General features: G+C 47.4%; 15 protein-coding genes. 9 read left to right on the top strand and 6 right to left on the bottom strand.

Annotated features, from left to right (window positions below):
• Positions 1-30 precede the first annotated feature (30 nt).
• The 6 genes from KE626_RS09890 to KE626_RS09915 all read right to left on the bottom strand — a co-directional run bounded on the left by KE626_RS09890 (position 31) and on the right by KE626_RS09915 (position 9,528).
• Complete coding sequence (locus KE626_RS09890; protein ID WP_211972724.1) at positions 31-1,236, bottom strand: FecR family protein; 1,206 nt, start codon at positions 1,234-1,236, stop codon at positions 31-33.
• A gap of 123 nt (positions 1,237-1,359) precedes the next feature.
• Positions 1,360-1,959: an RNA polymerase sigma factor gene (locus KE626_RS09895; RefSeq protein WP_211972725.1), complete on the bottom strand. Its 600-nt coding sequence runs from the start codon at positions 1,957-1,959 to the stop codon at positions 1,360-1,362.
• 228 nt (positions 1,960-2,187) lie between these two features.
• Positions 2,188-4,065: a RagB/SusD family nutrient uptake outer membrane protein gene (locus KE626_RS09900; protein WP_211972726.1), complete on the bottom strand. Its 1,878-nt coding sequence runs from the start codon at positions 4,063-4,065 to the stop codon at positions 2,188-2,190.
• Positions 4,066-4,082: 17 nt separating this feature from the next.
• Entirely contained in the window at positions 4,083-7,502 is a 3,420-nt protein-coding gene (locus KE626_RS09905) for a SusC/RagA family TonB-linked outer membrane protein (RefSeq protein WP_211972727.1), read from the bottom strand.
• Positions 7,503-7,692: 190 nt separating this feature from the next.
• Entirely contained in the window at positions 7,693-8,883 is a 1,191-nt protein-coding gene (locus KE626_RS09910) for a FecR family protein (protein WP_211972728.1), read from the bottom strand.
• A 75-nt stretch (positions 8,884-8,958) separates the two neighbouring features.
• Positions 8,959-9,528, bottom strand: coding sequence for an RNA polymerase sigma factor (locus tag KE626_RS09915; protein ID WP_211972729.1), 570 nt, complete (start codon positions 9,526-9,528; stop codon positions 8,959-8,961).
• A 245-nt stretch (positions 9,529-9,773) separates the two neighbouring features.
• On the opposite strand from KE626_RS09915, the gene KE626_RS09920 reads away from it, so the two are divergent.
• The 9 genes from KE626_RS09920 to KE626_RS09960 all read left to right on the top strand — a co-directional run bounded on the left by KE626_RS09920 (position 9,774) and on the right by KE626_RS09960 (position 24,304).
• Complete coding sequence (locus KE626_RS09920) at positions 9,774-10,328, top strand: RNA polymerase sigma factor (RefSeq protein WP_211972730.1); 555 nt, start codon at positions 9,774-9,776, stop codon at positions 10,326-10,328.
• A 53-nt stretch (positions 10,329-10,381) separates the two neighbouring features.
• A complete protein-coding gene (locus tag KE626_RS09925) occupies positions 10,382-11,509 on the top strand; it encodes a FecR family protein (protein WP_211972731.1) in 1,128 nt (375 codons plus the stop codon).
• A 125-nt stretch (positions 11,510-11,634) separates the two neighbouring features.
• Positions 11,635-15,246, top strand: coding sequence for a SusC/RagA family TonB-linked outer membrane protein (locus KE626_RS09930; protein ID WP_211972732.1), 3,612 nt, complete (start codon positions 11,635-11,637; stop codon positions 15,244-15,246).
• A 24-nt stretch (positions 15,247-15,270) separates the two neighbouring features.
• Positions 15,271-16,764, top strand: coding sequence for a RagB/SusD family nutrient uptake outer membrane protein (locus tag KE626_RS09935; RefSeq protein ID WP_211972733.1), 1,494 nt, complete (start codon positions 15,271-15,273; stop codon positions 16,762-16,764).
• A gap of 33 nt (positions 16,765-16,797) precedes the next feature.
• Positions 16,798-17,679, top strand: a complete 882-nt coding sequence (locus KE626_RS09940; RefSeq protein WP_211972734.1) for a hypothetical protein — start codon at positions 16,798-16,800, stop codon at positions 17,677-17,679.
• Positions 17,680-17,720: 41 nt separating this feature from the next.
• Entirely contained in the window at positions 17,721-19,685 is a 1,965-nt protein-coding gene (locus tag KE626_RS09945; protein WP_211972735.1) for a M1 family aminopeptidase, read from the top strand.
• A 184-nt stretch (positions 19,686-19,869) separates the two neighbouring features.
• Positions 19,870-21,990, top strand: coding sequence for a carboxy terminal-processing peptidase (locus KE626_RS09950; protein WP_211972736.1), 2,121 nt, complete (start codon positions 19,870-19,872; stop codon positions 21,988-21,990).
• A 65-nt stretch (positions 21,991-22,055) separates the two neighbouring features.
• Positions 22,056-23,237: a TlpA disulfide reductase family protein gene (locus tag KE626_RS09955; protein WP_211972737.1), complete on the top strand. Its 1,182-nt coding sequence runs from the start codon at positions 22,056-22,058 to the stop codon at positions 23,235-23,237.
• Between the two features lie 80 nt (positions 23,238-23,317).
• Positions 23,318-24,304: a TlpA disulfide reductase family protein gene (locus KE626_RS09960; RefSeq protein WP_211972738.1), complete on the top strand. Its 987-nt coding sequence runs from the start codon at positions 23,318-23,320 to the stop codon at positions 24,302-24,304.
• The last annotated feature ends 10 nt before the right edge of the window (positions 24,305-24,314 follow it).

Here is a 24,314-nt window from a genome sequence, read left to right on the forward strand (position 1 = left end):
TTATTTCATTGTTCATAACGTTGTTTATGGTTATGGCTGGATGATAATCCTGTTGCCATTTTCAATTTTATACCTGATCCTTGTTTTAGAAAGTCCTTTCAATACCTGCGACAGCGTAAGGTCGCGGCCTATTTCCCCGGTGAACAGGCGCTGAGGAATTTCCCCTTCATATTTAACTTCCACATTATACCAGCGCGACAGCTGTCTCATCACTGTAGGAAGATCTGCATCGTTGAAGGAAAAAAAGCCTTTTTTCCAGGCCATTACCTGCGACAGGTCCACATTATCCAACACCTGGATGCCATGATTGCTGGCAATTACCCTGGCCTGCTGACCGGGCTTAATTACCTGCTTCTGCTGGTTTGCGTTGATTTGTACGGTACCCTGTAATAAGGTGGTATTGACACTGGGTTCATCTTTATACGCATTAATATTAAAATGTGTGCCCAGCACCTCTACCGTTGTATTGCCCGCCTTTACCCGGAAAGGCATTTTTTCATTTTGGGCTACTTCAAAATATACCTCGCCGGTGATCGTTACCGTTCTTTCGTTGCCGGTAAAGGCGGTGGGGTAATAGATGGAAGAAGCTGCGTTTAGCCATACGCCGGTGCCATCGGGCAAAATAAGCTGGTATTGGCCACCTGACGGTGTACTCATGGTATTATACAATACTTTATCTCCCGTACTTCCCGACTCGTTGTAGGCCAGCTGACCATTACTCAGCTTGGTGATGCTGGTGTTGCCCTGTTTCGCCAACACGCCGTTGTTGGCGCTGTCGAGCGGTATCTGGGAGCCGTCGGAGAGCGTGAGTACGGCCCTGTTGCCACCCGGTGCAATATCTTTTATTGCAGGCGACGCGGCCACTATAACCGGTGGTGGTGATGGCTTCGCAAAGTAATATATGCCTGTTGCAATGAACACGACAGCTGCGGCAGCCCACCAGTAACGTTGGAGGAGATGTATACGTTTTTTTCCAGGTTGACTGAACGGTTCCTGATGTACCGGTTTATCAGCATCCAGTACTTCTTTTACAGCCAGTTGCCAGTAGGCATGGTCGTAATCCCCGCTCGCAGCGCCTGCTACCGTTTCGGTGGCATGAAGCGCATCCAGTTCCCGCACAACTTCTCCCGACTCATCCTGGCTGATCAGTTGCAGCAGTTCTTTGTACTCCTCCTGCGTGGCGCGCAGCAGCCGTACCTGCTCTGATAAATATTTAAGTCTTTCTGATGTGGACAACGGGTGAAATTTTAAACTTTTCAGAATTCAGTTGATACCGGGGGAAATTATGGTATCCATAAAGCTTCCCCTGACTATACGTACCGTGAGCAATCAAAGAGTACCTATCTGCCGGAAAAAAAGTTAATAAAAATATAAAACACCGCATCCCAGCAGGATGAGCGGAAGAATAATACCCTGGCTGATGAGGTATTCCCGGATAGATTTGAGTGAGCGGACGAGCGAGTTTTTGATTGTTTGCGGTGATAATTCCAGCAGGTTCGCAATTGCTGCTATTTTGAGCCCCTTCTCCCGGCTGAGCAGGTAGATCTTTTGTGCCTGTGGGGGTAATGAGAGAATGGCTTGTTTTACCAGCAACGCTGTTTCGGAAAAAGCAATATTTTCTTCTGTGAGATTTGACTGGTCGCTGCTTTCCCGTATAATGGCCTGTTGGGCCTTGTTCCTGACGCCTTGCTTCTGCAGCCAGCTGTAGCAACGGAAATACACGATCTTAAAAATCCAGTTGCGCGGGTTGTCTATAGCAGACAATTTTTCCCGGTTCAGCCATATGCTCAGGAATATTTCCTGGATAATATCTTTTTCAGGGCCTTCTACCTGTATAACATGTGCAATAACGGGTTTGATCCTGGGTACATACAGGTGAAACAATGCTTCAAATGCAGCTTCGTCCCCCATGGCAATCTGGTGGAAAAGTGCAGTTTCATGTACTGAGTCATTATTCATCCTGTTAATCGTAGTCGCTTAATTTACCCAATCTAAAAATAGATTAGCCGAACGATCTGTTTGTTAGATAAAGATTAACCTGCAATTTACGAAAACAAACTTTCTTATTATATATACTACATTGGGTAGTTAAATTTAAAAGGGGGTAAAAATGTCTTTTTGGGGGGCAAAATAAAGGCCCCCCGGGAGCGGGAGGCCACTGACATATTTGCTTATCACCTTGTACAATTACATAAAGGGGTCAAAAGTTCCACCCCACAGCATATTTTGCTGCAGTTTCGGATTCCTCGACAGAAAACTGAAAGGCAGTCCGTATATATACATTTTATCCGGAATAGAAAGGTTTGTCTTATCTGTGGTGATAACGGTATAATTAAATTTATTATATACTTTATTGATGTCATCCATTGGCGCAGGATCTGTTTGCCCGGCTTTTAAAGTGATAGCAAGACTATGCCGCTGCGTGCCTCTCAGCAGGTCAAATTTTTTCCAGCGTCGCAGGTCATCCCAGCGTTTACCTTCGAAGGCAAACTCTACAAAGCGTTCATCCTGGTAAGCCTTCCTGATGTCGTCGATACCCGCGGCGGTGATGCCATAGTTGCCGGTGCCGGCTGATATCCCGGCCCGTTGGCGGATGTCATACAGTACCTGCAATGCCTCACCGGTTTTACCCAGTTCGTTGGCGGCTTCACCATAGTTCATCAACACTTCCGCATAGCGGATCTCCGGCCAGTCAACATCGGATTGTTCCACCATGGCTGCATCCCTGTCAACACCTTTTAATTTCAGGAAGAAGCCATTCAGCTCTCCCATGCCTTGTCCGATCCAGTTTCCATCGGTTACCACCCGGTTTAAAGTCCCGGTGACGCCACCCTCCGGTGTAAACGATGGCTCGGTAAGGTAGGTCCAGTAGTATTCATTCTTTGCTGCCATTTTTGGTGTGAACTGAACCGGTGCGCCGTTATAATAAATGGAAGCATAGAACCGGTCGTCCCTGTTTTGAAACAAGGTAGGATAAGTAGCCGCTGATGGTATAAAGCGACTGCCATCTTTCATGGGGAATGCATTCACTAATTCGAGAGAAGGCATATCATTATCCCAGTCGTCTGCAGAATAGCGCAGTGGCGCGTTTCCTGGCGCGGCATAATATGCATCGGGGTAAGTAAAGCGCCGGAACATCACCTGTTCTTTGTTCAGTTCTACATTCCAGATGTCTCCATAAACAGGGTACAATCCTTTTCCCATGCCGGCCAGGAAGTTTTTAGCGGCGAGGTTGGCATCGTATGCCTTTTGCCAGGAAGCAATTCCGTTCAGTCCATGAAACAGCGGACTGGCAAAGAAAAGCAGTACTCTGCCTTTGAAAGCCATGGCAGCGCCTTTATCAACACGGCCCAGATCGGCGCCCTTCCAGAAATCGGGTAACAGCGCTATTGCATCGTCCAGATCTTTCAGTATCTGCGTTACACATTCGGATGTTTTATTGCGGGGCTGTTGTACCTGCGTCAAGTCAGCTATGGCCTCCTGGGCTTTCAGAATAAGCGGCACGCCACCTACATCTTTTACCAGTTTGTAATAAGCCCAGGCGCGCCAGAACATTGCCTGTGCCTTGATATAGTTTTTGGCTGTTTGTCCGAATGTAGCCTGGTCGATATGATCCAGTATGTTATTACAGGTGCGGATATCTCCATAAGTGTTTACCGCCCAGTTTAACTTCACGCCGGCGGCGGCATTGTCGTAGTTCTCCAGCCAGTCGTAGGTGGCGGTGCCGAGCAATACCTTGTCGGAATAACGATGTGGGGAAATGGCTTCATCGGTACCGTTGCCGTTACCAAAATTTACGAATTGCCAGTTCTTTACCCAACCATCCCAGAACCAGTTGTTGTACACCCGGGAACATCCGCCGGGGTTGGCCATTCCATAAGGCCAACAAGGCATCTGGTCATAGTATACGGTATCGAGGTAGGCGGTAGCAGCGCGCTCCGACTCCCATATCTGTTTGTCGGTAAGGGCGCTTAATGGCTCCCGGTCAAGTATTTTGCGGCAGCTGAAAAAGGAAATAAGCAGGAACACCGCCGGCAGTATATATTTTAGCGTACTATTTTTCATGGAATCACTTTTTAAAATTAGAACTGTACATTAAAGCCTAAAGAAACATTGGTCATGATAGGGTAGCTGCCAAAGGAGTACACTTCAGGATCATAGAGTTTGAATTTTCTCAGGCAGAAAAGGTTGGTAGCGCCGGCAAATACCTGTGCCGAGCTTAGTCCGGCCCTTTTTAACAGTGCTGGTGATAAATCGTAAGAAAGGTTTAGGTTTTTCAGGCGCAGAAAATCACCGCTGAAAGTATTCAGTGCAGACACTACAGAGTAGTCCTGCCGCTGGTTGCCGCTGGCGTTATACAGTTTCGGGAATTTTCCGTTGGGGTTGGTCTCTGACCAGGAGTCGCCATAATAGGCAGGATAAGGAATATTGCCACCATTGCGTCCCCACGGATCGTTGTAAATCACTTTGTATCCTGCAAGACCCGCCAGCAACATACTCAGTCTGAAATTTTTGTATCCCATGCTAATGCTCAGTCCATATGCAATAGGCGCGTTGTTCGACTGGTTGCTGCTGCCGGGAACTACGGCGTTGGAATATTTTGCTACTACTACTTTGTCGTAGCTGTCGATCCGGCCATCAGGTTTACCATCGGGGCCGCCTACATCAGTAAAGTTCATCATGCCTTTTGCAGGCGCCGCTCCAAAGATGGTATATCCTGCGGGTAATGCGTTTACATCGGCGTCGGTACGCAGGATGCCGATAGCGTCGTAGCCTGCCTGGTAGTTGAGTGGTTTGCCTACGGGATCATCTGCCGGTGTGGCGCCCAGCGCTTTATCTTTTTTCAGCACGTTGGTAGTAGCCAGTCCAAAGTTGGCTTTCACATCAAATAAAAAATCCTTTCCTATTTTGCCGTCCAGGTATCCCAGTTCAAGGTCCATTCCTTTTGCGTTCATCCTTCCGTAGTTCTCAATCGGGTAGCTGGCGCCGAATTCTACCGGTATTGCCAATATGCGCTGTCCGAGGATATTGAAGGTATTTTTGGTCCATACATCGGCTACCACGCTCCAGTGTTGTTTGAAATTCAGGTCCACACCTGCGTTATACGATTTTGCGCCTTCCCAGGTATAGTTCGTTTGTGCGATACCGTTATACGCCAGTATTGATTTTGATGATCCTGGATCGCCCAGGTAAAACGGTGTGGAAGAAGCGTTATAGATCTCCTTGAAAAGCCATGCAGGGATGTTGTCGTTACCGGTGGAACCGTACGATGCGCGGATTTTCAGCATATCCAGCCCTTTTTTCTTCAGGTTGGCCAGGAATGGTTCTTCCGACATCACCCATCCGAGTGAAGCCGCAGGAAAATATCCCCACCGGTTGTCTTTCGAAAACTTGGATGATCCATCGGCACGCAATGATGCTGACACCAGGTATTTATGCTGATAGTCGTAGTTCACCCTGCCAACGTAGGAAACGCGTGCATCCAGGTAGGTTTCAAAACCATTGGCTTTGGTGTCGCCGGAAGCCTGGCTGGCAAAGGGAAACTGGTCGGTAGTATTAACCGGGAAGTTGTATTTATAGATGCTGGAATAATTATAGTAACCATCGGACTGTTCGTATACGCCTACAATGTTCAGGTTATGATTTCCAAAATGTTTATCGTAGCTGGCAATGGCATTTATCTGGTAGGAACTGGTGCGGCCATTTTCATTCCCGATAAAAGGTTGCGCAGGTGCGGTAGCTACCTTGGTTCCAATGATTTCATTGGTATATAATTGTTGAATACCACTTTTCGGATCGAGTTTGAACTGGTACAGCAAAGGCTGGATGGCGTAAGCTTTGGAGAAATCGTTGCCGTTATAAAGGTCAGCTACGCCTTTCAGCGTGAGCCCTTTAATAAACGGCACCTTGTATTCCAGGTTGATGATACCATCTATATATTGTTTGTTGACATGCAGGTAGCCGCCGTTCTTCATCAGTTCGATGGGATTGCTTACCCAGGTCGGAGACATGGGTTTGCCATCGATATAGGCAAAGGTGGTGGGAGGCATAATGTATTTCAGCTTTTCGTAAAAGCCCGACAGGTCATCATCTTTTCCTTCAATGGTATAAAACCTGCTACGGCCTCCTTTGTTGTAGCTGAGGTTCAGTCCCAGTGACAGGTCTTTTGTAATGGCTACCTGTACATTACTGCGCAGGTTATATTTCTGATAACCCAGTTGGGGCAGAAATCCTTTTTCATCATAAAAAGTACCGCCAATAAAATAGGCAACACGGTCGGTGCCTCCGGACACATTCAGTGAATGCCGCTGGGTAAAAGGATGCTGGTATGCTTCATCGTAATGGAGGTTGCCTTCCGGGTTGTTTTTATGTATCCAGTCGCGGTCATATTGATTGAAGCGAAAGTCTGCAGTGCCTGTGTGGGTGGAATTGTATAGATCCATACTCTCGTCCATACTGAGGTATTTCACATCAATTTCCGGTTTGCTGTAAACGCCGAACAGGGAGCTGAACTGCACCATTGCTTTGCCGGCCTTACCGGTTTTGGTGGTTACCAGCAGTACGCCATCTGACGAGCGGGAGCCGTAAATAGCGGCAGATGCGGCATCTTTCAGAATGGTAATGCTCTGTACCTGGTTAGGGTCGAGTGCATCAAAGGTGGCCTGATCACGGGCAACGCCATCAATTACAATCAGTGGTCCTGAGCTGTTCCAGGAAGAGGAAGAGCGGATACGGACAATGGATGATTTCCCCGGTACACCGCTGCCTGATTGTACAAATGTTCCGGAAGCTCTTCCTGCCAGCACATTGGACAGATTGGCTGCGGGAATGCTCATCATATCCTTGGTATCGATGCTGCTGATGGCAGAAGTAAGGCTGGCTTTTTTCTGGGTGCCATAACCTACCACCACTACTTCATCTACCTTGGCATCCGCCGGTTTTAGAACGATTGTATGGAAACCTGCGTGCGAAACCTCCAAATGCAGCGGCTGATACCCGATATAGGATATCACCAGGGTGGCCGTGCCGGAGGGGACTTTCAACCGGAAGTTGCCACCGGCATCGGCGGCGGCGCCATCCCTGGTGCCGGCTCTTGATACGGAGGCCCCCGGAAGGGGATTACCAGCGGCATCCACGATCTTACCGGTTACCACAAACCCGGAGGTGTCCACCGCAGGGGCAAGGTCTGTTGGTGGTACCATTTCCGGCTTTTCGGTGATCACAATCACACCGTCTACATTGGTATAGGTAAAACGGTCTTTCTGAAGGCAGCGCTCCAATACTTTTTCGAGCGCCTGGTCTTTGATATGAAGCGTAAGCTTCCCTATCCTGGAAAGTACGGCTTCGCTGACCATCAGGCTCTTTCCTGATTGCTTTTGTATTTCCCGGAATACCTCTTTGGCCGGAGCATCCTTTACGGATAAGGTAATACTCTGTCCGTTGCTGGTCCGGGCCACGGCTTGCGTGCAGGCAAAGAGTACTAAAAACGCAGTCACTTTCATGATCCTCAAAACTTTTTGAGTGAGCTTCCTGCTCTCCTGGTTTGATAAAATGGAATTAGCGTTTAATTGCATAGTTTTGCAATGTTTGGGTTTGTGAATCTGTTTCTCAACGGTATTTAATAGCCCAGATCCCGCCAGGGGTGGCCTTAACACTCCTGGCTTCTTTTTGGGCAATAGTTTGCTGGTAAGATTATTTTATAATCAGTTTTCTTCCTGTGGTGTTGTTGGCTCCTTCCTCAATAGTGAACTTTACATTGGTTGTTTGTAATACTTTCAAAACGGTGGATAAACTGTTGCTGCATTTCACGATCGCAAAAAACTTTTCTTCCGGTACCTTTCCCTGAAATACAATGTCTATGTCATACCACCTTGAAAACTGGCGAAGCACTGTTACGAGCGGGGTACTTTCAAAATGAAAATATCCTTCTTTCCAGGCCATGATCTCTTCGGTGTTGGGATGGGGATTTACAGTCAGCTGGCCATCGGGTGTGAGCACAGATTGCTGTCCCGGCGACAAGTGTACCTGCCGGCTGCCTTTTCTTACATTCACAGCGCCTTCCAATAACGTGGTGGTAATATTTGGTTCATCGGTATAGGCGTTTATATTAAAATGTGTTCCCAGCACCACCACGGTGGTGCCGTTGGCCGCAACTATAAACGGAATACGCCGTTTCCGTTGCGGATCATTGGCATGTGCTACCTCAAAGTAAACTTCTCCCGTTACTTCCACTTTACGTACATCACCGGTAAATGCAGAAGGGAAGCGGATGCTGCTGGCTGCATTCAACCATACCTTCGAGCCGTCTGCCAGCACCAGCGACATCTGCCGCCCCTTTGGTGTGGTCATGGTATTATATTCCACGGGACGATTTTCCCCTGTGGAAGAAACATAACTAACCACATCTCCGGATTTACGGATCAGCGTGTTGCCTTGTTCGGCCAGCTCCCCGTTTCCTGCGGCATCCAAAACAATTTGTTTTCCGTTGCCCAGGGTAAGCACCGCCCCGGAATGACCCGCCGGCACATCGGCCACCAGTAATTCTTTTGCAGGGATGTGCATGCGCTGCTGTTTAAAAAAAGCAGCGGTGGCCAATACAAGTACTATACAAGCTGCAGCAGCTGACCACAGCCGGCGGCGCCTGCCCGTAGCGGCTTTTTTTTGCCGGCGATCTGCCCGCAGAAACGCTACCATCGCCTTTTCGGCGGCGTTGGAAGGCTCGGCTGAAGGCGGCGTGTTTTTTACATGATCCTGTAAAATCGCCAGCAGCGCCGGTTGGTATTGCTTTTGCAGCACCACGTCCATCAATTCCCGTTCTTCTTCCTCATCAGCTTCCTGACTTATATAGCGGTCAAACAGGTATTGTAGTCTTTCGGGTGTCATTTCCTTTAAACCAATTGTCTGTTAATAAAGAGTACCTGGGGAAGGGGAATGGGTTAGCGGGAAGAAAAAAAATATTCAGAAGATGAAAAACATTTTAAAGCTGGCTTTGCAATAGGCCCTGATAGCCTTTACTGCTTTTGCCAAATGTGCTTTCACGGTTTCGGGATGGATATGCATAACGCGGGCAGACTCCTCCCTCGACAGGCCTTCTATCTTCACCAGCTGGTATACCTGCTTTTGTTGGGGAGATAAGCCGTTCACCGCCTGGTGAAGCAGTTGCTGGTATTCTGACGCAAAAATGGATTCCATCGTATCATTATGATGCAGTTCCTCCGGGCGAAGGAGTGCAGCTTTCTTTCTTTCCATGGCGGCTTTCTTAAGCGCCTTGTATGATTTGTTACGTGCAATAATAAACAGGTAAGATTCAAAGCAATCTATCTGCAGCAAGTACTCCCGTCTTTTCCAAATAATAATAAAGACATCCTGCAGTAACTCTTCTGCGCATTCGGGTGAACGGGTAATGGTTAGTAAAACGGAGTAAACTTTACTCTTGTGGAGATTAAACAGTTTCAGGAAGGCCAGTTCATTGCCCGAGGCAACCATTGCCAGCAGCGCTTGTTCACTATAGTCGTTAACGGATTCCATACGACCCTTCTGAAATTGACATCATAGATATTTCCTGCCTGATAAATATACTACACTTGTTGTCATAAAGGCGGCTGCCGGCCTGGTAAATAACGATGCTTTTTTTGCCACTGATGATGCTTTTTTTGCTGGTGAAATGCCGGAAGGCCACGGTACTTCCGGGCGATAATATTGATCCATAAATTATTAGTACGAATTTTTGTTTATTTTGTGCGGAATAATTACACAGAGGCGCCAGCGTGCATATGAATCAACCAAAGTCAATTGATCCGGCTTCATTTGAAGAGCTTTTTCAGCTCCACTACACCTTTTTATGTGCCACCGCCTACCATATGCTGGAAGACGAGGACGCTGCCAAGGACGTGGTACAGGATTTTTTTCTTTACTGCTGGGATAAGCGGGCGGTGATCCGGATTACACAGAATTTTAAGAGTTATGCCATCCGGGCTGTCCGGAATGCCTGTATAAATTATATAAAAAGGGCCGGCAAAATTTCCTTCGATGAACCGGAGGTGCTGGAGCATGTGGCCAAACAGCCGGAAGAGGAAGAGGAAGATGCAGAGCTGCTTGCCGGCAGGGATGCTTCGCTGTGGGCGGCAATAGAACGCCTGCCTGCCCAGCGGCGACAGATTTTTTTATTAAGTAACCGGGATGGATTTAAATATAAGGATATAGCTGACCAGTTAAATATCTCCATAAATACTGTGAAAACACAGATCAAACTGGCCTATCAATACCTGAGGAAGGAGTGTGAATGGATGATAAAACTTGCCTCCATCTTGTTTTTTTTAAAAAATTAATCATTCGCCTTCACCCGTTTTTAAAACCTGGTTGCCTTTAATACGGACAAGTTATGGACACATCAGATAAGGATATAAATTGGGATAAACTGCTGGCGGCATTAGAGGGCACCAATACGGAGCTATTGAATGCGCAGGAGGAAGCCATGCTGAAAGAATCCAAGGAAATAAAGGAGCGGCTTGCCGTGCACGATAAATTTCCTGTGAATGAAGGCTGGCAGCGGTTTACTGCTGCCCGTGATATCCACCGCCCCAGGATAAAATGGTGGAAGCCGGCCTGGGAAATAGCTGCCGCCGCCGCGGTACTGGCCGTTGTCATCACTGCCGGGCTGCGTTTCTGGAAGAAAGAGTCCACGCATCATCCGCTGGCCGCATCCCAGGCAGATCTGCAGCCCTCCACGCGGGTACAACTGCTGGGAAACGGTAAAAGGATTGTGCTCGACAGCGTATCACAGACTTTACAATATAAGAATGGGGTGCAGGTGCAGGCTAACAGCGCCAGCATTGTTTACGAGGCGAAGAACGGAAAAGAGGAGACCATCACCATGGACACCCTGCTGGTACCACGGGGTAATAAGATCAGGGTAACGCTGGCAGATGGCACAGTTGTATGGATGAATGCCGATAGCCGGCTCGTGTGTCCAACCGCTTTTAACGGGAAGACCAGGGAAGTATCGATGGAAGGAGAAGCTTTTTTTGAAGTGGCGGCCAATTCACAACAGCCATTCGTAGTGCATACCGCTAAAATAGATATACAGGTATTAGGAACGGGTTTTAATGTAAATACCTACGAAACAACATCCGTACAAACTACCCTTACATCGGGAAAAGTTCGGGTAGGTCAGGAAAGCAGCGGGATTATACTAACACCGGGAGAACAATCTTGCTATAATGAAGAAACCGGCGCCTTAAGAAAGAAGGCGGTAGATATCAGGATTTTTACTGCCTGGAAGGATAACAATATTTATTTTGAAGATGCGTCATTATCAGATATTACAACCAGTCTTGGGCGCAGTTTTGACTATGATTTTAAATTCGAGGATGCTTCGCTTGCAGCATTAAGCTTTACACTGGATATGCAACGACCAACCAATTTACAGGATGTATTAAACAGGATCCACCTCACCATCGGAGATGTCAAGTTCCGGGTGCAAGGTAGAATGGTATATATAAGCCGCTAGCTCATAACCAGGGACATGAGAAATAAATAATGTATGTAGAAACGCTGCAGCCAACAGTGCTGCCTGGAGCTTCCATGGTGATATGCAGCCGGGAGTTACTGCTTTAACTTTAATATCGGACCAAAATGAAAAAAATGTTGGGCTTCCCTTCCGCCAGGAGGGTGTTGCAGGGCTTCGCCATGCGCTTATCGGGATTGTTTCTGCTGTTGTTAATAGTGGCTGCTGCTGCTGCACAGGACCCGGACCGGGATTTGCTGAATAAGCAGGTGTCCTATCATGCAGAGGGGCGACCCTTGTTAAAAGTGCTGAAAGAAATCCGCACGCTTACCGATGTGAGGTTTACCTATAATCTCGACATAATCCGTCAGCAGCCCGCTGTTACGGTGAATGCTAAATCAACCACGCTGGGAGAATTATTGAGGCTGATATTGGCTAACACCTCCCTGGCATTCGACGTGGATCTGGGCGGTATTGCTATTTACCCGCAGAACAGGAGCATTGCTCCCGACCAAAAAGTGATGATGATCGTAAGGGGACAGGTGACTACCTCCAGTGGTCCGCTGGCAGGAGTTACTGTGCAGGCTATCAATTCGAAAGAAGGTACGGTTACAACAAAAGATGGTTTGTTTTCATTAGCGGCTAATGAAAATGATCAGCTGCGTATTTCCATGGTAGGGATGAAAACAGTTTTTCATAAGGTAACCACCAGTGGAGGCGACCTCGTGATCATAAGACTGGATACCGTTAGTCAGGCTATCCAGGAAGTGGTGGTAAACGGATATCAGAAGATAGATGCGAAAATGGCCACTGCCGCTATATTTAAGCTCGACGCCAAAGAGGTGATAGAACCGGGCGTTACTTCGGTTGATCAGATGTTACAGGGAAAGGTGCCGGGTTTAATGGTGATTAACAGCTCCGGCAGCGTAAACGCCAGGCCAACGATCCGCATGAGAGGTACGTCCACGTTTGTTGGAAACGGCAGCCCGCTGTGGGTGATAGACAATGTGGTACGCCCTGATCCGGTGGATATATCCTCCACTCAACTTAATACCGCCATTACCGATGGGCAGAGTGGTGATTATTCCCTGATAGGCGGAGCTGTGAGCGGACTTAATCCATACGACATAGAAAGTATTACTTTTCTCAAAGATGCTGCCGCTACGGCCATTTATGGTGTACGTGCCGCTAACGGGGTAATAGTAGTTACCACGAAAAAGGGAAAGGCCGGCCCCATGCAGATAAACTATAACACGAATTTTTCTTTCCAGCAACGTCCTTCCTACAGTAATCTTGCATTGATGAATTCCAAGGAAAGGGTAGCATTCTCCCGGGAGATGGTGGCCGATAAAACGAGTTATAGCGGATCCTATAATGCTTTCAAGGAAAGTATTTCCTATGAAGGATTGTTACAGGCATTATACGCCAGGAGAATAACAGAAGATCAGTTCAAAACAGCTGTTGCAAAGCTGGAAACCAATAATACAGATTGGTTCAAAACGTTATTCAGAAATTCCTTTGGCATGACCCATTCTGTTAGTATGAGCGGAGGAGTGGGCAAAACTACCTACTATGGCTCGGTGAGTTACTCAGATAACAATGGGGCAGCTCAACAGGATGGAAATAAAAGATATACCGCAGATTTGTCTGTGCATTCGGAAGCTAATTCAAAATTATCGGTAGACCTCAGATTGACAGGAAGCTATGGAAAATCCCAGGGATATTATCCAGGCGTAAACCCGTTGACATATGCCCTGAAAACCAATCGGGCTATTTCACAAGATGCGGTTTACCCCGTATCGGGTTCTACTGATTTTAACCAGTACCCGGTGCCGCCGTCAATCACCTATAATATGCTGAACGAAATAGCTTCATCGGAAAATCATGCCAGTACCAGGTCTATGACGGCAGCCATTACACTCAGTTACAGAATTTTAAAGGGACTGCAGTTCACGAATGCCTCTAACATCGTAACAGATGCCGCAGAACAGATGTCGGCAGCTTACGACAAAAGTAATTATATCTCTTCCCGGCGGGGATGGAATATCGATTTTACACCTACAGATATCCAGGCGGCGAAGTCCCAGATACCTTACGGGGGATTGGCTACCATTTCCAACATGAATTCGCTGAAAGTTGATACCCGTAATGATCTGATGTATACGATGGATTTGTTCAGCGGCAGGGATCAGCTGATATTAACCGCCGGTAACCAGATTACATCTATACAGATGAAGGGAGCTGGTTCTACGGAGCCGGGTTACTTTCCCGACAGAGGGCAGCAATTTTTTGCCAGTGAGTACAGCCGCCAATACTACAGCCGCCATACTATCACCAACACGGTGAGCAATGTAGTATCGATGTATGGAAATGCTATTTACAGCCTGAATAACAAGTATGTGGTAACAGGAACCATTCGTACAGATGGTTCAAACCGGTTTGGACAATATTCCAATGCGAAATTTTTACCCAACTATGGTTTGTCTGCCAGGTGGAACCTGGACAATGAAAACTTCCTGAAAAACAACCGGCTGTTCAGCGGTGTGGTATTGAGAGCTTCTTTCGGTACCCAGGGGGCCGTTGTAGGAGCCGTTGGACCGGAACTGATCGCCTCTTACGAGAGGTCCGGGAGCATTAATCCTATTACCGGTGTACCTTACCTGGGTATCAAATCTTTACCATATCCTGATCTGAGATGGGAAAAAACATACCAGTGGAATTTTGGTGCAGACCTGTCGGTTTTCGATAGAAGACTAAACTTCAACCTGGACTATTATCTGAAGAAAAGCGTAAACCTTATCAGTCCCCGTCAGATTGCTTACGAATACGGAATGGACCAGATGTATGAGAACGCCGGAATTGCACTGAACCGCGGACTGGAGCTGGTGATGAATGTGGAAATTATCCGCAGGAAGAATACCAACTTCTCGCTTCGCTTTATCAACAGCTGGAACCAGAATGAGGTAGCAGAAACAGATACCAGGAACAGCTATGTGACCTATCTTGATGGAACAGCCCTCATCCCGGGTAAACCGAGATCGGCTTTTTATTCTTTCTCCTACAAGGGGCTTGATCCGCAAAATGGAATGCCAACATTCAATTACCTGAATGCGAAAGAAATGACAAATGACCCGGCCAACTTCCTGGTTTATTCCGGTCACATATACCCGACGATAAGCGGCAGCTTTTCTTCCAATTTCAGGTATAAGAATTTTTCAGTGAGCGGAGATTTTTATTACGCATTTGGGGCACATAAACGGCTGAATCCTTTGTTTAACCAAAACTCAAAAGGAATAGGCGTTCCGAATCCGTTCGACAATGCCAACAGGGCATTTACAGACCGCTGGCGCAAACCCGGCGATGAAGCGACGACAGATATTCCCAGGATCGTGGATCAGTATGGTGGCGGCAGCCAGGTACAGCTGCCGATCATTGTTGCAGGAACCTCCGTATCTACTTCACCCACACTGTATGCATATGAAGCCTATGATAAGTCTGACCTGAGAATAGTCAACAGCAGTTTTCTCCGTTGCAGGAATTTATCGTTTAACTACTCAGTTCCCGCTAAGGTATTGGGCCGGTCTGGTGTGAAAGGCATGGCGATGGGCCTGTTTGTGAGGAACGTATTTACCGTTGCCAGCAAAAAGCTCCAGGGCCAGGATCCGGAAATAGAAGGAGTAGGCACCGATGCCCTTCCGATTACCAGGCAGTATGGATTTAGTATGAACGTAAATTTTTAAACCGGTACCTTAAAAATATAGTGTATGAAAAGAATTTTTGTTATCGCGTTACTGGCGTTAGGTATGGTTTCCTGTAAAAAATTCCTGGAGGAAAAGTCGCAGACAGACGTAATACCTAAAACGACGAAGGATTTTGGTGAAATACTATATACAAATGGTTATCCTACTTCGGGTACATTATTGCAACCGCATTTAACCCTGATGGACGATGATGTGCAATGCTATAATGGCCCGGCATTGGATGGATTGCAGGATTATATTACCACCAACGCAGCGGCCTTTCAATGGCAACGGGATTTTATTGACCGTTGTCAGGAGGCGGGTAGTATGGATAAAGACGCGTTCAACTCCTGGCGTACTTATTACAAGCTGATACTGGGCGCCAATGTAGCCTTGCAATACCTGGATAAATCGGAAGGCAGCGCCACAGAAAAAATGATGTATAAGGGAGAAGCGTATGCGTTAAGGGCATTCTATCATTTTATGCTGGTGAACTTATATGCAAAGCCCTATAATGATGCTACCACCACACCGGATAAACTGGATGGTGTGCCGCTGATGCTTTCTGCTAACCTGTCGGAAGCACTGCCTGCCAGGAGTACGGTGAAGGAAGTATATAACCAGGTTGTAAGCGACCTGGATAGCGCCGCTAATCTCCTGGGCCAGGTGAAGTCCGATCAGAAATTATTCCGTATTTCCCATGTAGCAGTGCACCTGCTGGCAAGCCGGGTATACCTGTACATGGAACAATGGAATAAGGTGATAGAAAATGCAGACTATGTATTGTCTTATCATCCGCAGTTGATGGAGCTGAATGGCTGGGGGGATCCGGAGCCAATTAGCAAGCCGATACTTGGCGGTGGTAATGTTGAAACCATCTGGTATTACGGAAGTATGCTCGAGCAATTCCCGAAAGGGATAGGACAGGCCTACGAAATTTCTGCCAACCTGGCCGCTTGTTTTGATGCCAGCGATTTGCGCAGCCAGGTTTATTTTAACGCCACACCAGACTGGCTCAAGCAATGGGTAACTCCTGATTATACCTGTCAGAAGTCGGCCGGTGGTTCAGACAATTTTGGCAACATGGGATCTGCCTGGAGAAGTTCTGAAGCATACCTGAACCGCGCAGAAGCATATATACAGCTGTATAAAACCAAAGGAGATGCCGGCGCTGCTGCGGAAGCACTGAAGAGTTTGAATACGCTCCGTGCAAAACGTATCGACAGAAGCAGTTTTACCAACTGGGAAATGAAGCCGGCCGATACCCTGCTGCAAATGTGCCGCATGGAACGCCGCCGGGAACTTTTCCGGGAATGCGCGCATCGCTGGTTTGACCTCAAGAGATACGGTATGCCTGCGATCAGGCATGTTTTTACGCCGGATATGAGTACAACCGTTTCCTATAAACTGGATGCAAGAGATCCGCAGTATGTTATTCCTATTCCGAACGAAGTGCTGCTGAGAAATACACAGTTGCCGCAAAACCAGCAAATAGCGGGTCTCCGGCAGCCACAATAGTTACCTTATCTTCTGATCTATAATTTATGTTTTATGCGCCATTTCCTGTTACGCGCCATCACCGGTAGTTGTTTACTGTTCATAACATGGGGGCTGCTTTCCTGTAGCAAGGAAAAGACGCTGAGTCCGAATGACCCGCCTGTTTTCTATAACCTGCCCCAGGGGAATCATCCTTACGATGATTCGATCGTTGCTTTTAATAAAAAGTACGGCAGCTATATATTGTATAAGTTCACACAACAGGACTTTGCTTATGACCTTACCAGTTATGTTCCCATGATAGCCGCTAATGCCAACCAGGCTTATGTACAACAAACACTGACTTTTTTCAGAACACAATGCCTGGATCTTTACCCGGAAACATTTTTGCGGAAAACAATGCCATTCCGGATTGTGCTGGCAGCTTACCTGGACACCATTATCTCGTCACTCGGCAAGCCGGTAGATACCAGCCGATCGCTGACCGGGTTTACTGCCAGTCACAATATGATCGCTATCGGATGGGCCGACAGTACCCTGCAACAACATTCTCCGCAGGAGCTCAGACAGGTTAAGGCATATTTGAACAGGTGTTATTTTCAACAGGCACTGCTAAGCGGGGCATTGATCATACCTGATGTATTTATGCGGCTCGGTCCTGCCGGTGGTTACCAGTATGTAACTGGCTTCCAGCCCGAAAAAGGAATGCTGGAAGCGCCCAGTTCCGAAGATGCCGGTCGTAATGCTTCTGCTACCTGGGATTTTCTTTGTTATATCAATGCTATCACCGGTCATACAAAAGCAGAACTGGATGCCACCATCCTGAGCCCTTCCGTTGACAGGAACGGGAAAATACAGGAGAAATATGACGCCCTGGTCAGGTATTTTAAAACCCAGTATGGGGTGGATTTACAAGCGGTAGGAGATCACCGGTAAATCGTTGTTTTTCTAACCAGCCATACGGCGTTGTTTAAACTATGAAACATTTTATGAATGGCGTTCTTTCAAAGAAATTATTATTGTCAGGATGCCTTACTTTTTATATTTTAACCGGAAAGACACAATCCAATGAAGCGGTGGTTTACAATGCAACCACCGCTTTTGCATTGTCGGAAAACTCATCCGGCGTAGCTTCCCGTACACCGGATGGCAGGCCTGGCGCAGGCTACCGGCAAAACAAGGCGGACTATGGAATTGCTATATCGTTCGATACATTGACCCGCACAGTAAACGGTGTTGCGGAAATTACCTACACCAATAACAGCAGCCAGGCATTACCCTATATATGGCTGATGGCCGGTCAGAACCGTTTCCGTAAGGACTCGCGGGTGGCACAGCTCACACCTGCCAGGGGCGCCCGGTTTGGCGTACAGGAGTATACCGCGGGGTGCGAGATCACCTCCATGGAAACAGGTGCTAACAGGCGGTCAATGCAAATGGCTATATACCAGGTAACAGATACTTATGTTAAAGTAATGTTGTCAAGTCCTCTGCTGCCTGGTAAGAAAGCCGCTATCCGGGTGGCCTATCACTTTCAGTTGCCCTATAACGGTTCAGACTATATGGGGATTCTGAACACTGCACATGGCGCTGTTTATCAACTGGGTTCAGTGTTTCCCCGTGTAGCCGTATACGATGATATACAGGGATGGAATGCATTGGCCAGTGGCTATTTTGTAGAGCCGGGATCGCTGGACATGCGTATTACGGTCCCTTCCGGATTAATAGTACAGGGCACCGGCGAATTAAAAAACCCGGAAGCCGTATTGTCGCCGGCACTCTTAGCGCGCTACCGGCATGCCTGGAAAAGTGATACCGTGGTGAACATCCGGTCGGCCAACGAGGTAACGAATCCGGCGGGATCATCCGGTCGCAGCCGTACCTGGCATTTCACAGCCGATAATGCGGGCGACGGAATGTGGGGCATCTCTGCTTCTTTTATCTGGGATGCCGTAAAAGTAAACCTGCCTTCCCGCCGCACGGCGCTTGCCATGGCATTGTATCCACCCGAAAGCAATCCCGAATGGAGAAAAATAACCGGGCAAATGAAAACGATACTGGAAACCTATTCCGGTTTATGGACGCCCTATCCTTATACCACCTCCGTGAATATCGCCGGTTCTATCACCGGCGTGGCAGCTCCGGCGGTTTCCGTGATTGACTACCAAAAAAGCAGCTATGGTAACACACTCTGGACGAAAACCAATCATGAGCTGGGACATTCCTGGTTTAACATGATGATTGCGGCCGACAGTAAAAACGGTTGGATGGCAGAAGGACTCAATACCTTTATCAACCAGGTTAATTGTGATACACTGGGTGGAGAAAGACCATTCACCATCAGCGATGCGATTAACCGTCTGTCGGTTAATATGAGCATCCCTTCGCTGAATACGCCGGCATCTTCTGTGCGGCCTGGCATTATGGCGATGGTGATGTATATTAAACCTGCGGTGGCGTTGTATTTGCTGAGAAATAAAATAATTGGCAAAGAAAAATTTGATCCCGTGTTCAAAGGGTTTATGATGGACTGGGCTTTTAAGCACCCCACTCCCGGCGACTTCTTCCGCACCATGGAAAATGGAACCGGAGAAGACCTGGGGTGGTTCTGGCGCGGCTGGTTCCTGAACGACTGGAAACTGGACCAGGCCATCAAAGAGGTAGCGTATGTAAATAATGACCCGGCACAGGGCGTAAATATTACAATGGTCAACCGTGGAGAACAGGTGATGCCTGCGGATGTGGAGATCCGGGAAGTCAATGGCAAAACAACCCTGCTCCACTTCCCGGCTCAGGTATGGCAAACAGACTCTGTACATACTTTTCATTACGCCTCCTCTGCCGCACTGGAAAACGTAATACTGGATCCGGGAAAAGAACTGCCGGATACCAATAGGAGCAACAATGTGTGGAAGACTTTGTCAACTTTTTCTATCCGATAAAAATACACACCGGAAATCCCGGTATTTATTGAATCCCTGTAGTGATACCTCCCTTTCGGGAGGTATCTTTTTTTGTTAGCAGCGCTGATTATTTTTTCGGCTGCCATTCACCCTTTTTTCCTTCCTGGTTGCCTATAAAAAAGAGATATCCAACATCATTTGTTCACACTAATTTAACAGCAACATGACTATGTGCACGGGAAGGAAGTATTTTCTTTCTTTTATCGTAACCACAGTAACCGGCTTCCAGTTAATGGCCCAGCAGGTTGTGACAAACGACCAATTGGCTTATAGAAGTGCGGTTGCAAAAGCCACCTTCAGAAAAATCAACAAAGAGCATTTCGGCCCCAAACCCGTTAACGATGCTTATGCTGCCGCTGTATGGAAGCAGCTTTTTCAAACGCTTGATCCTAACAGTAACCTGTTTTTACAGGGTGATGTGAACAAGCTGGCCGTTTATAAGAACCAGGTTGATGATGAAGTGAATGCCGGTTCTACCGCTTTTTTTGAAGCAACCTATGCTGTATATAGTAAGCGCGTAAGCGAAGCAGAAACGCTTTGTATGAAAATACTGCAACAGCCGTTTGACATGGAGAAAAAAGAGACGGTGATGGCCTGGAGAAAAGATCAACCTTTTCCTGTTAGTGAAGCAGCCAGGGAAGACCTCTGGCGCAAGCTCCTCAAATACTATACCCTGCGCCATTACATGGAGATGGAGAAGGCGGCCGGCAATACTGCCAAAACTAAAAAAGGTGTGGATGCAGCCCTGGAAGCAAAAGCCCGTGAAAAAGTACGCAACTGGTATGCAGAGTATTTCCGCAAAGCCACAGGGAAGAATGCAGCCAATGAAAAGTTTGCGCAGTATATGGAAGTGGCAGTAGCGGAAATAGATCCGCATACCGCCTATACCGCTCCTGAAGACAAAACCTTCAACGACATGCTCACTAAAAAATATTGTGGTATTGGCGTGGAGTTGGCTACAAAAGAATCTGATTTTTATATCAAGCGGATGATGCGGGGTGGCGCTGCTTATAAAAGCGGCCTGGTAAAAGAGAATGATATTATTGTGGCCATAGCAGATGCCAAAGGCGCTATGAAGCCGGTAAGCGGCTGGGAGTCGAACCAGGTGAGCTCGATGATCCGCGGTGATAAGGGTTCATCTGTAACGATGAAGTTACAACAACCCGGAGAAGCCGCGAGAACGGTGACCCTGAAAAGAGATGAGCTGGTGGATATGGAGAACAGGGCAAAGAGTGCTTTGATCGAAAAAGACGGAAAAACATTCGGCTACATTTATCTGCCGCTCTTTTATGTGGACCCGAACGGACAGATGCTTAGCGGCGCAGCAATGGATGTATTCCGGGAAGTGGCGAAACTGAAGGAATACGAGGTAGATGGTATCATCATGGACCTTCGCGGCAATGGCGGTGGGGCGCTTGATGAAGTGGTAAGAATGAGCGGATGTTTTATGCCATCAGGTCCGGTAACTATGCTCAAATCGAAAGATAGTATTAAGAGTTATGTATCTCCTGCCATACCGCCTACTTTCGAAGGACCACTGGCTGTGTTGGTGGATGAAGGCAGCGCTTCGGCTTCTGAAATTTTTACTGCCGCTGTACAGGATCGTGGCCGCGGTATTGTAATAGGAACCAGTTCTACATTCGGCAAGGGAACTGCCCAAACAGTTACCAGTATGGGTAAGATGGGTAACCCCGAGAAAGGAATTCCGGATACGAGCTATGGCAGCATTCGGCTTACCAAAGAAAAATTTTACCGGATCACAGGTGTTTCCACGCAGCTGAGGGGCGTAACACCGGATATTATCCTGCAGGACAGGATGTCGCTGGAATCGATCATGGAAAAAGACTATCCTTCCGCGCTGGCGTATGATTCCATTGCGCCAACTACTTATAACCGGACCCCGTTTGCATTCAACTTTGATGTGGTGGTGAAGCATGCCAACGATCGGATACGCAACAATCCCGCATTGAAAGATATCGTTGCCGATATGCGCCGGCTGAAACAACTGCGCGAAGCACCGGTGCAGCTGAACATAGCGGTGTTCCGTGAGTCGTACCTGGCAACCGCGCAGCTGGAAAAAAAACTGCAGCAATCCAGGGAGCTGAAAGAAGGACAGTACCTGCATATGCAGCCGGCAGAAGTAAGAAGCGCAAATCCTGCCGCTTTAAAAACAGATCCTGTAGAAGCGGCGCATAACCAGGAATGGGTACAGAAAATGGGTAAGGATATTTATTTAAAAGAAACAGTTGCTGTACTGGAAGATATACTGGCCAACACGAAATAAGATATCGTATTCCTGATATTTTGAAAAAACAAACCGTTTAAACTTAACGCTAAAAGCATCTGATTATGATAAGAAAATTTTTGCTGTTTTTTCTGACTACCAGCAGCCTGGGAGCGCTGGCGCAACAACCGGCTACTTCTAATGAAACCAAAGAGGTAGTGATTACCGGTAAGATCGATAACCTGCCGAACGATTCCATGATGATAATAGTGGAACCATATACCGGTGAGTGGGATTCGGCGATCGTTAAAAATCACAGTTTCCAGATTAAACACGCGATGCCAAAAGGCGGAAGTGTGTATATCATAAAATTCGGTTCCGCGATGGATGAAAATAACGCAGCTATCGTATACCTGGAAGAAGGCAAAATGCATATTACCGGTAAAGGCGCTGATCTGAGGAATATTACCTACTCAGGTTCTTCCTGGGTAAACGAATGGCAGGAGGTGATGACGATGACTTCTCCGGAAAATCCTGACAACAAAAAATTTGCGGCACTGGAGAAGAAATACTGGGATGCAAAACTGATAGGAGATGAAGATGCAACGGAGAAATATGAAAAAGAAGCAGGCACTGTGCAGGAAGGTCAAAAGGCAATGTACCGGGAATGGATAAAGAAACACCCGAATTCAGGTGTAACCGGTTATTTGCTCACGGTATTTTTCCAGAAGGAAAGTGAAAAAGAAGAACTCTATGCTTCCCTTGGAGAGCATGCCAAACAATCGCGTATACTGATGCGCTGGAAAAATCCGGGTAAAGTAGATCCCTCACCATTGGCCCTCCATACCGATGATAGCCAGGATGCGCGCGGAGCCTTGGCCGGCGCTCCTAAAACAGGAGTAGCAGCACCTGCCATTAACCTGCCGGATGTAGACGGCAAAATGGTGAGCCTGGAAGACTTTAAAGGTAAGTATGTATTGGTGGATTTCTGGGCAAGCTGGTGTTCACCTTGTATAGATGCTATGCCGGCGCTGAAGGCAACGCACGAAAAATTCAAGGATAAAAATTTTGTGATCCTGGGTGTATCCCTCGATTCAAAGAAGGAAGGCTGGGTGAAAGGTATTGAGAAACATCAGTTGAACTGGCGTCATGTGTCTGACCTGAAAGGATGGGGAAATGAAGCTGCCAAAGCATATGGTATTTCTGCTATCCCTGCCAGTCTGCTGATCGGACCTGATGGAAAGGTAGTAGCCCTGAACCTGGGTGGCGAAGCGCTGGATAAGAAGCTTGCTGAACTCCTGCCATAAACATCTTCTGTTAATCTTGTAAATAGCTGGCCGTGCAGCGGTTCAAAATTGCTGCACGGCTTCGCCTGTTATCAACTGTTATGAAACATCTGTTAAAAATAGCGATGCTCCTGGCCCTGCCGGTTATTTGCAGGGCAGGCGAAGGATTTGTGATCAAAGGAAATGTGCGTGGTATTGTGAGCGGTTACGTATCCATAACGGAATATATACACCTGCGGGAAACAGGTAAAGAAGAGGCCGCGCCGCCAAGAGTACGTATTGAGAATGGCGAGTTCACCTATGCAGGTAAGCTGGAGCATCCTGTGATGGTAAGACTGAAAGTAAGTACCCGTGAATTTTTTGTTTACCTGGAGAATACCTCCTACACGGTTACCGGCCGGCTGGACTCATTATCAGCCGCCTCTTTCCAGGGAGGACCATTAAACGACGAATTCCAGCGTTTCCTGGCCAGTGGTAAGTCCGAAATAGCGTATATCAAAGAAAATCCCAATAGCGGGGTATCTGCTTACCTGGCGCTGAAGCAATCTACCGGCACCTATGAAAAGGCATTGGCCGCCTACGATTTACTGGGACCTGCTGCGCGGAACACTTGGGCAGGAAAAGAATTAACGGCCACCATAGCGGCGTTTAAAAGAGGCGCAGCGGGGGCTGTCTTCCCTAACCTGAAACTTACAGATGCCAACGAAAAAGCGATTTCAATTAAACAGCTGAAGGGCAAAATAGTGGTGCTCGATTTCTGGGCATCCTGGTGCAGCCCATGTCGCGCCTATATTCCCACCATGCGGGAGCATTATAACAAGTATCAGCCAAAAGGGGTGCAGTTCATGAGTGTGTCGGTAGATGAAAATAAACAGAAATGGAAAGACGCCATGGATGAACTTAAAATGGAGTGGACGCAAACATTGGCTGATGGTGCTTTTGAAGATGGTAAAGGAGTAAAGGAGCTATTGCATATCTACTACATACCTCATGTTATTATAGTAGGGAAAGATGGAAAGATTGCTGCTTCGCTGGACTATTCCACGAAAGATCAACTGGATAAAAAACTGGATGAACTGTTGAAATAACGCCTTTATG

This window comes from Chitinophaga hostae (assembly GCF_018224885.1).
Taxonomy (GTDB): domain Bacteria; phylum Bacteroidota; class Bacteroidia; order Chitinophagales; family Chitinophagaceae; genus Chitinophaga; species Chitinophaga hostae.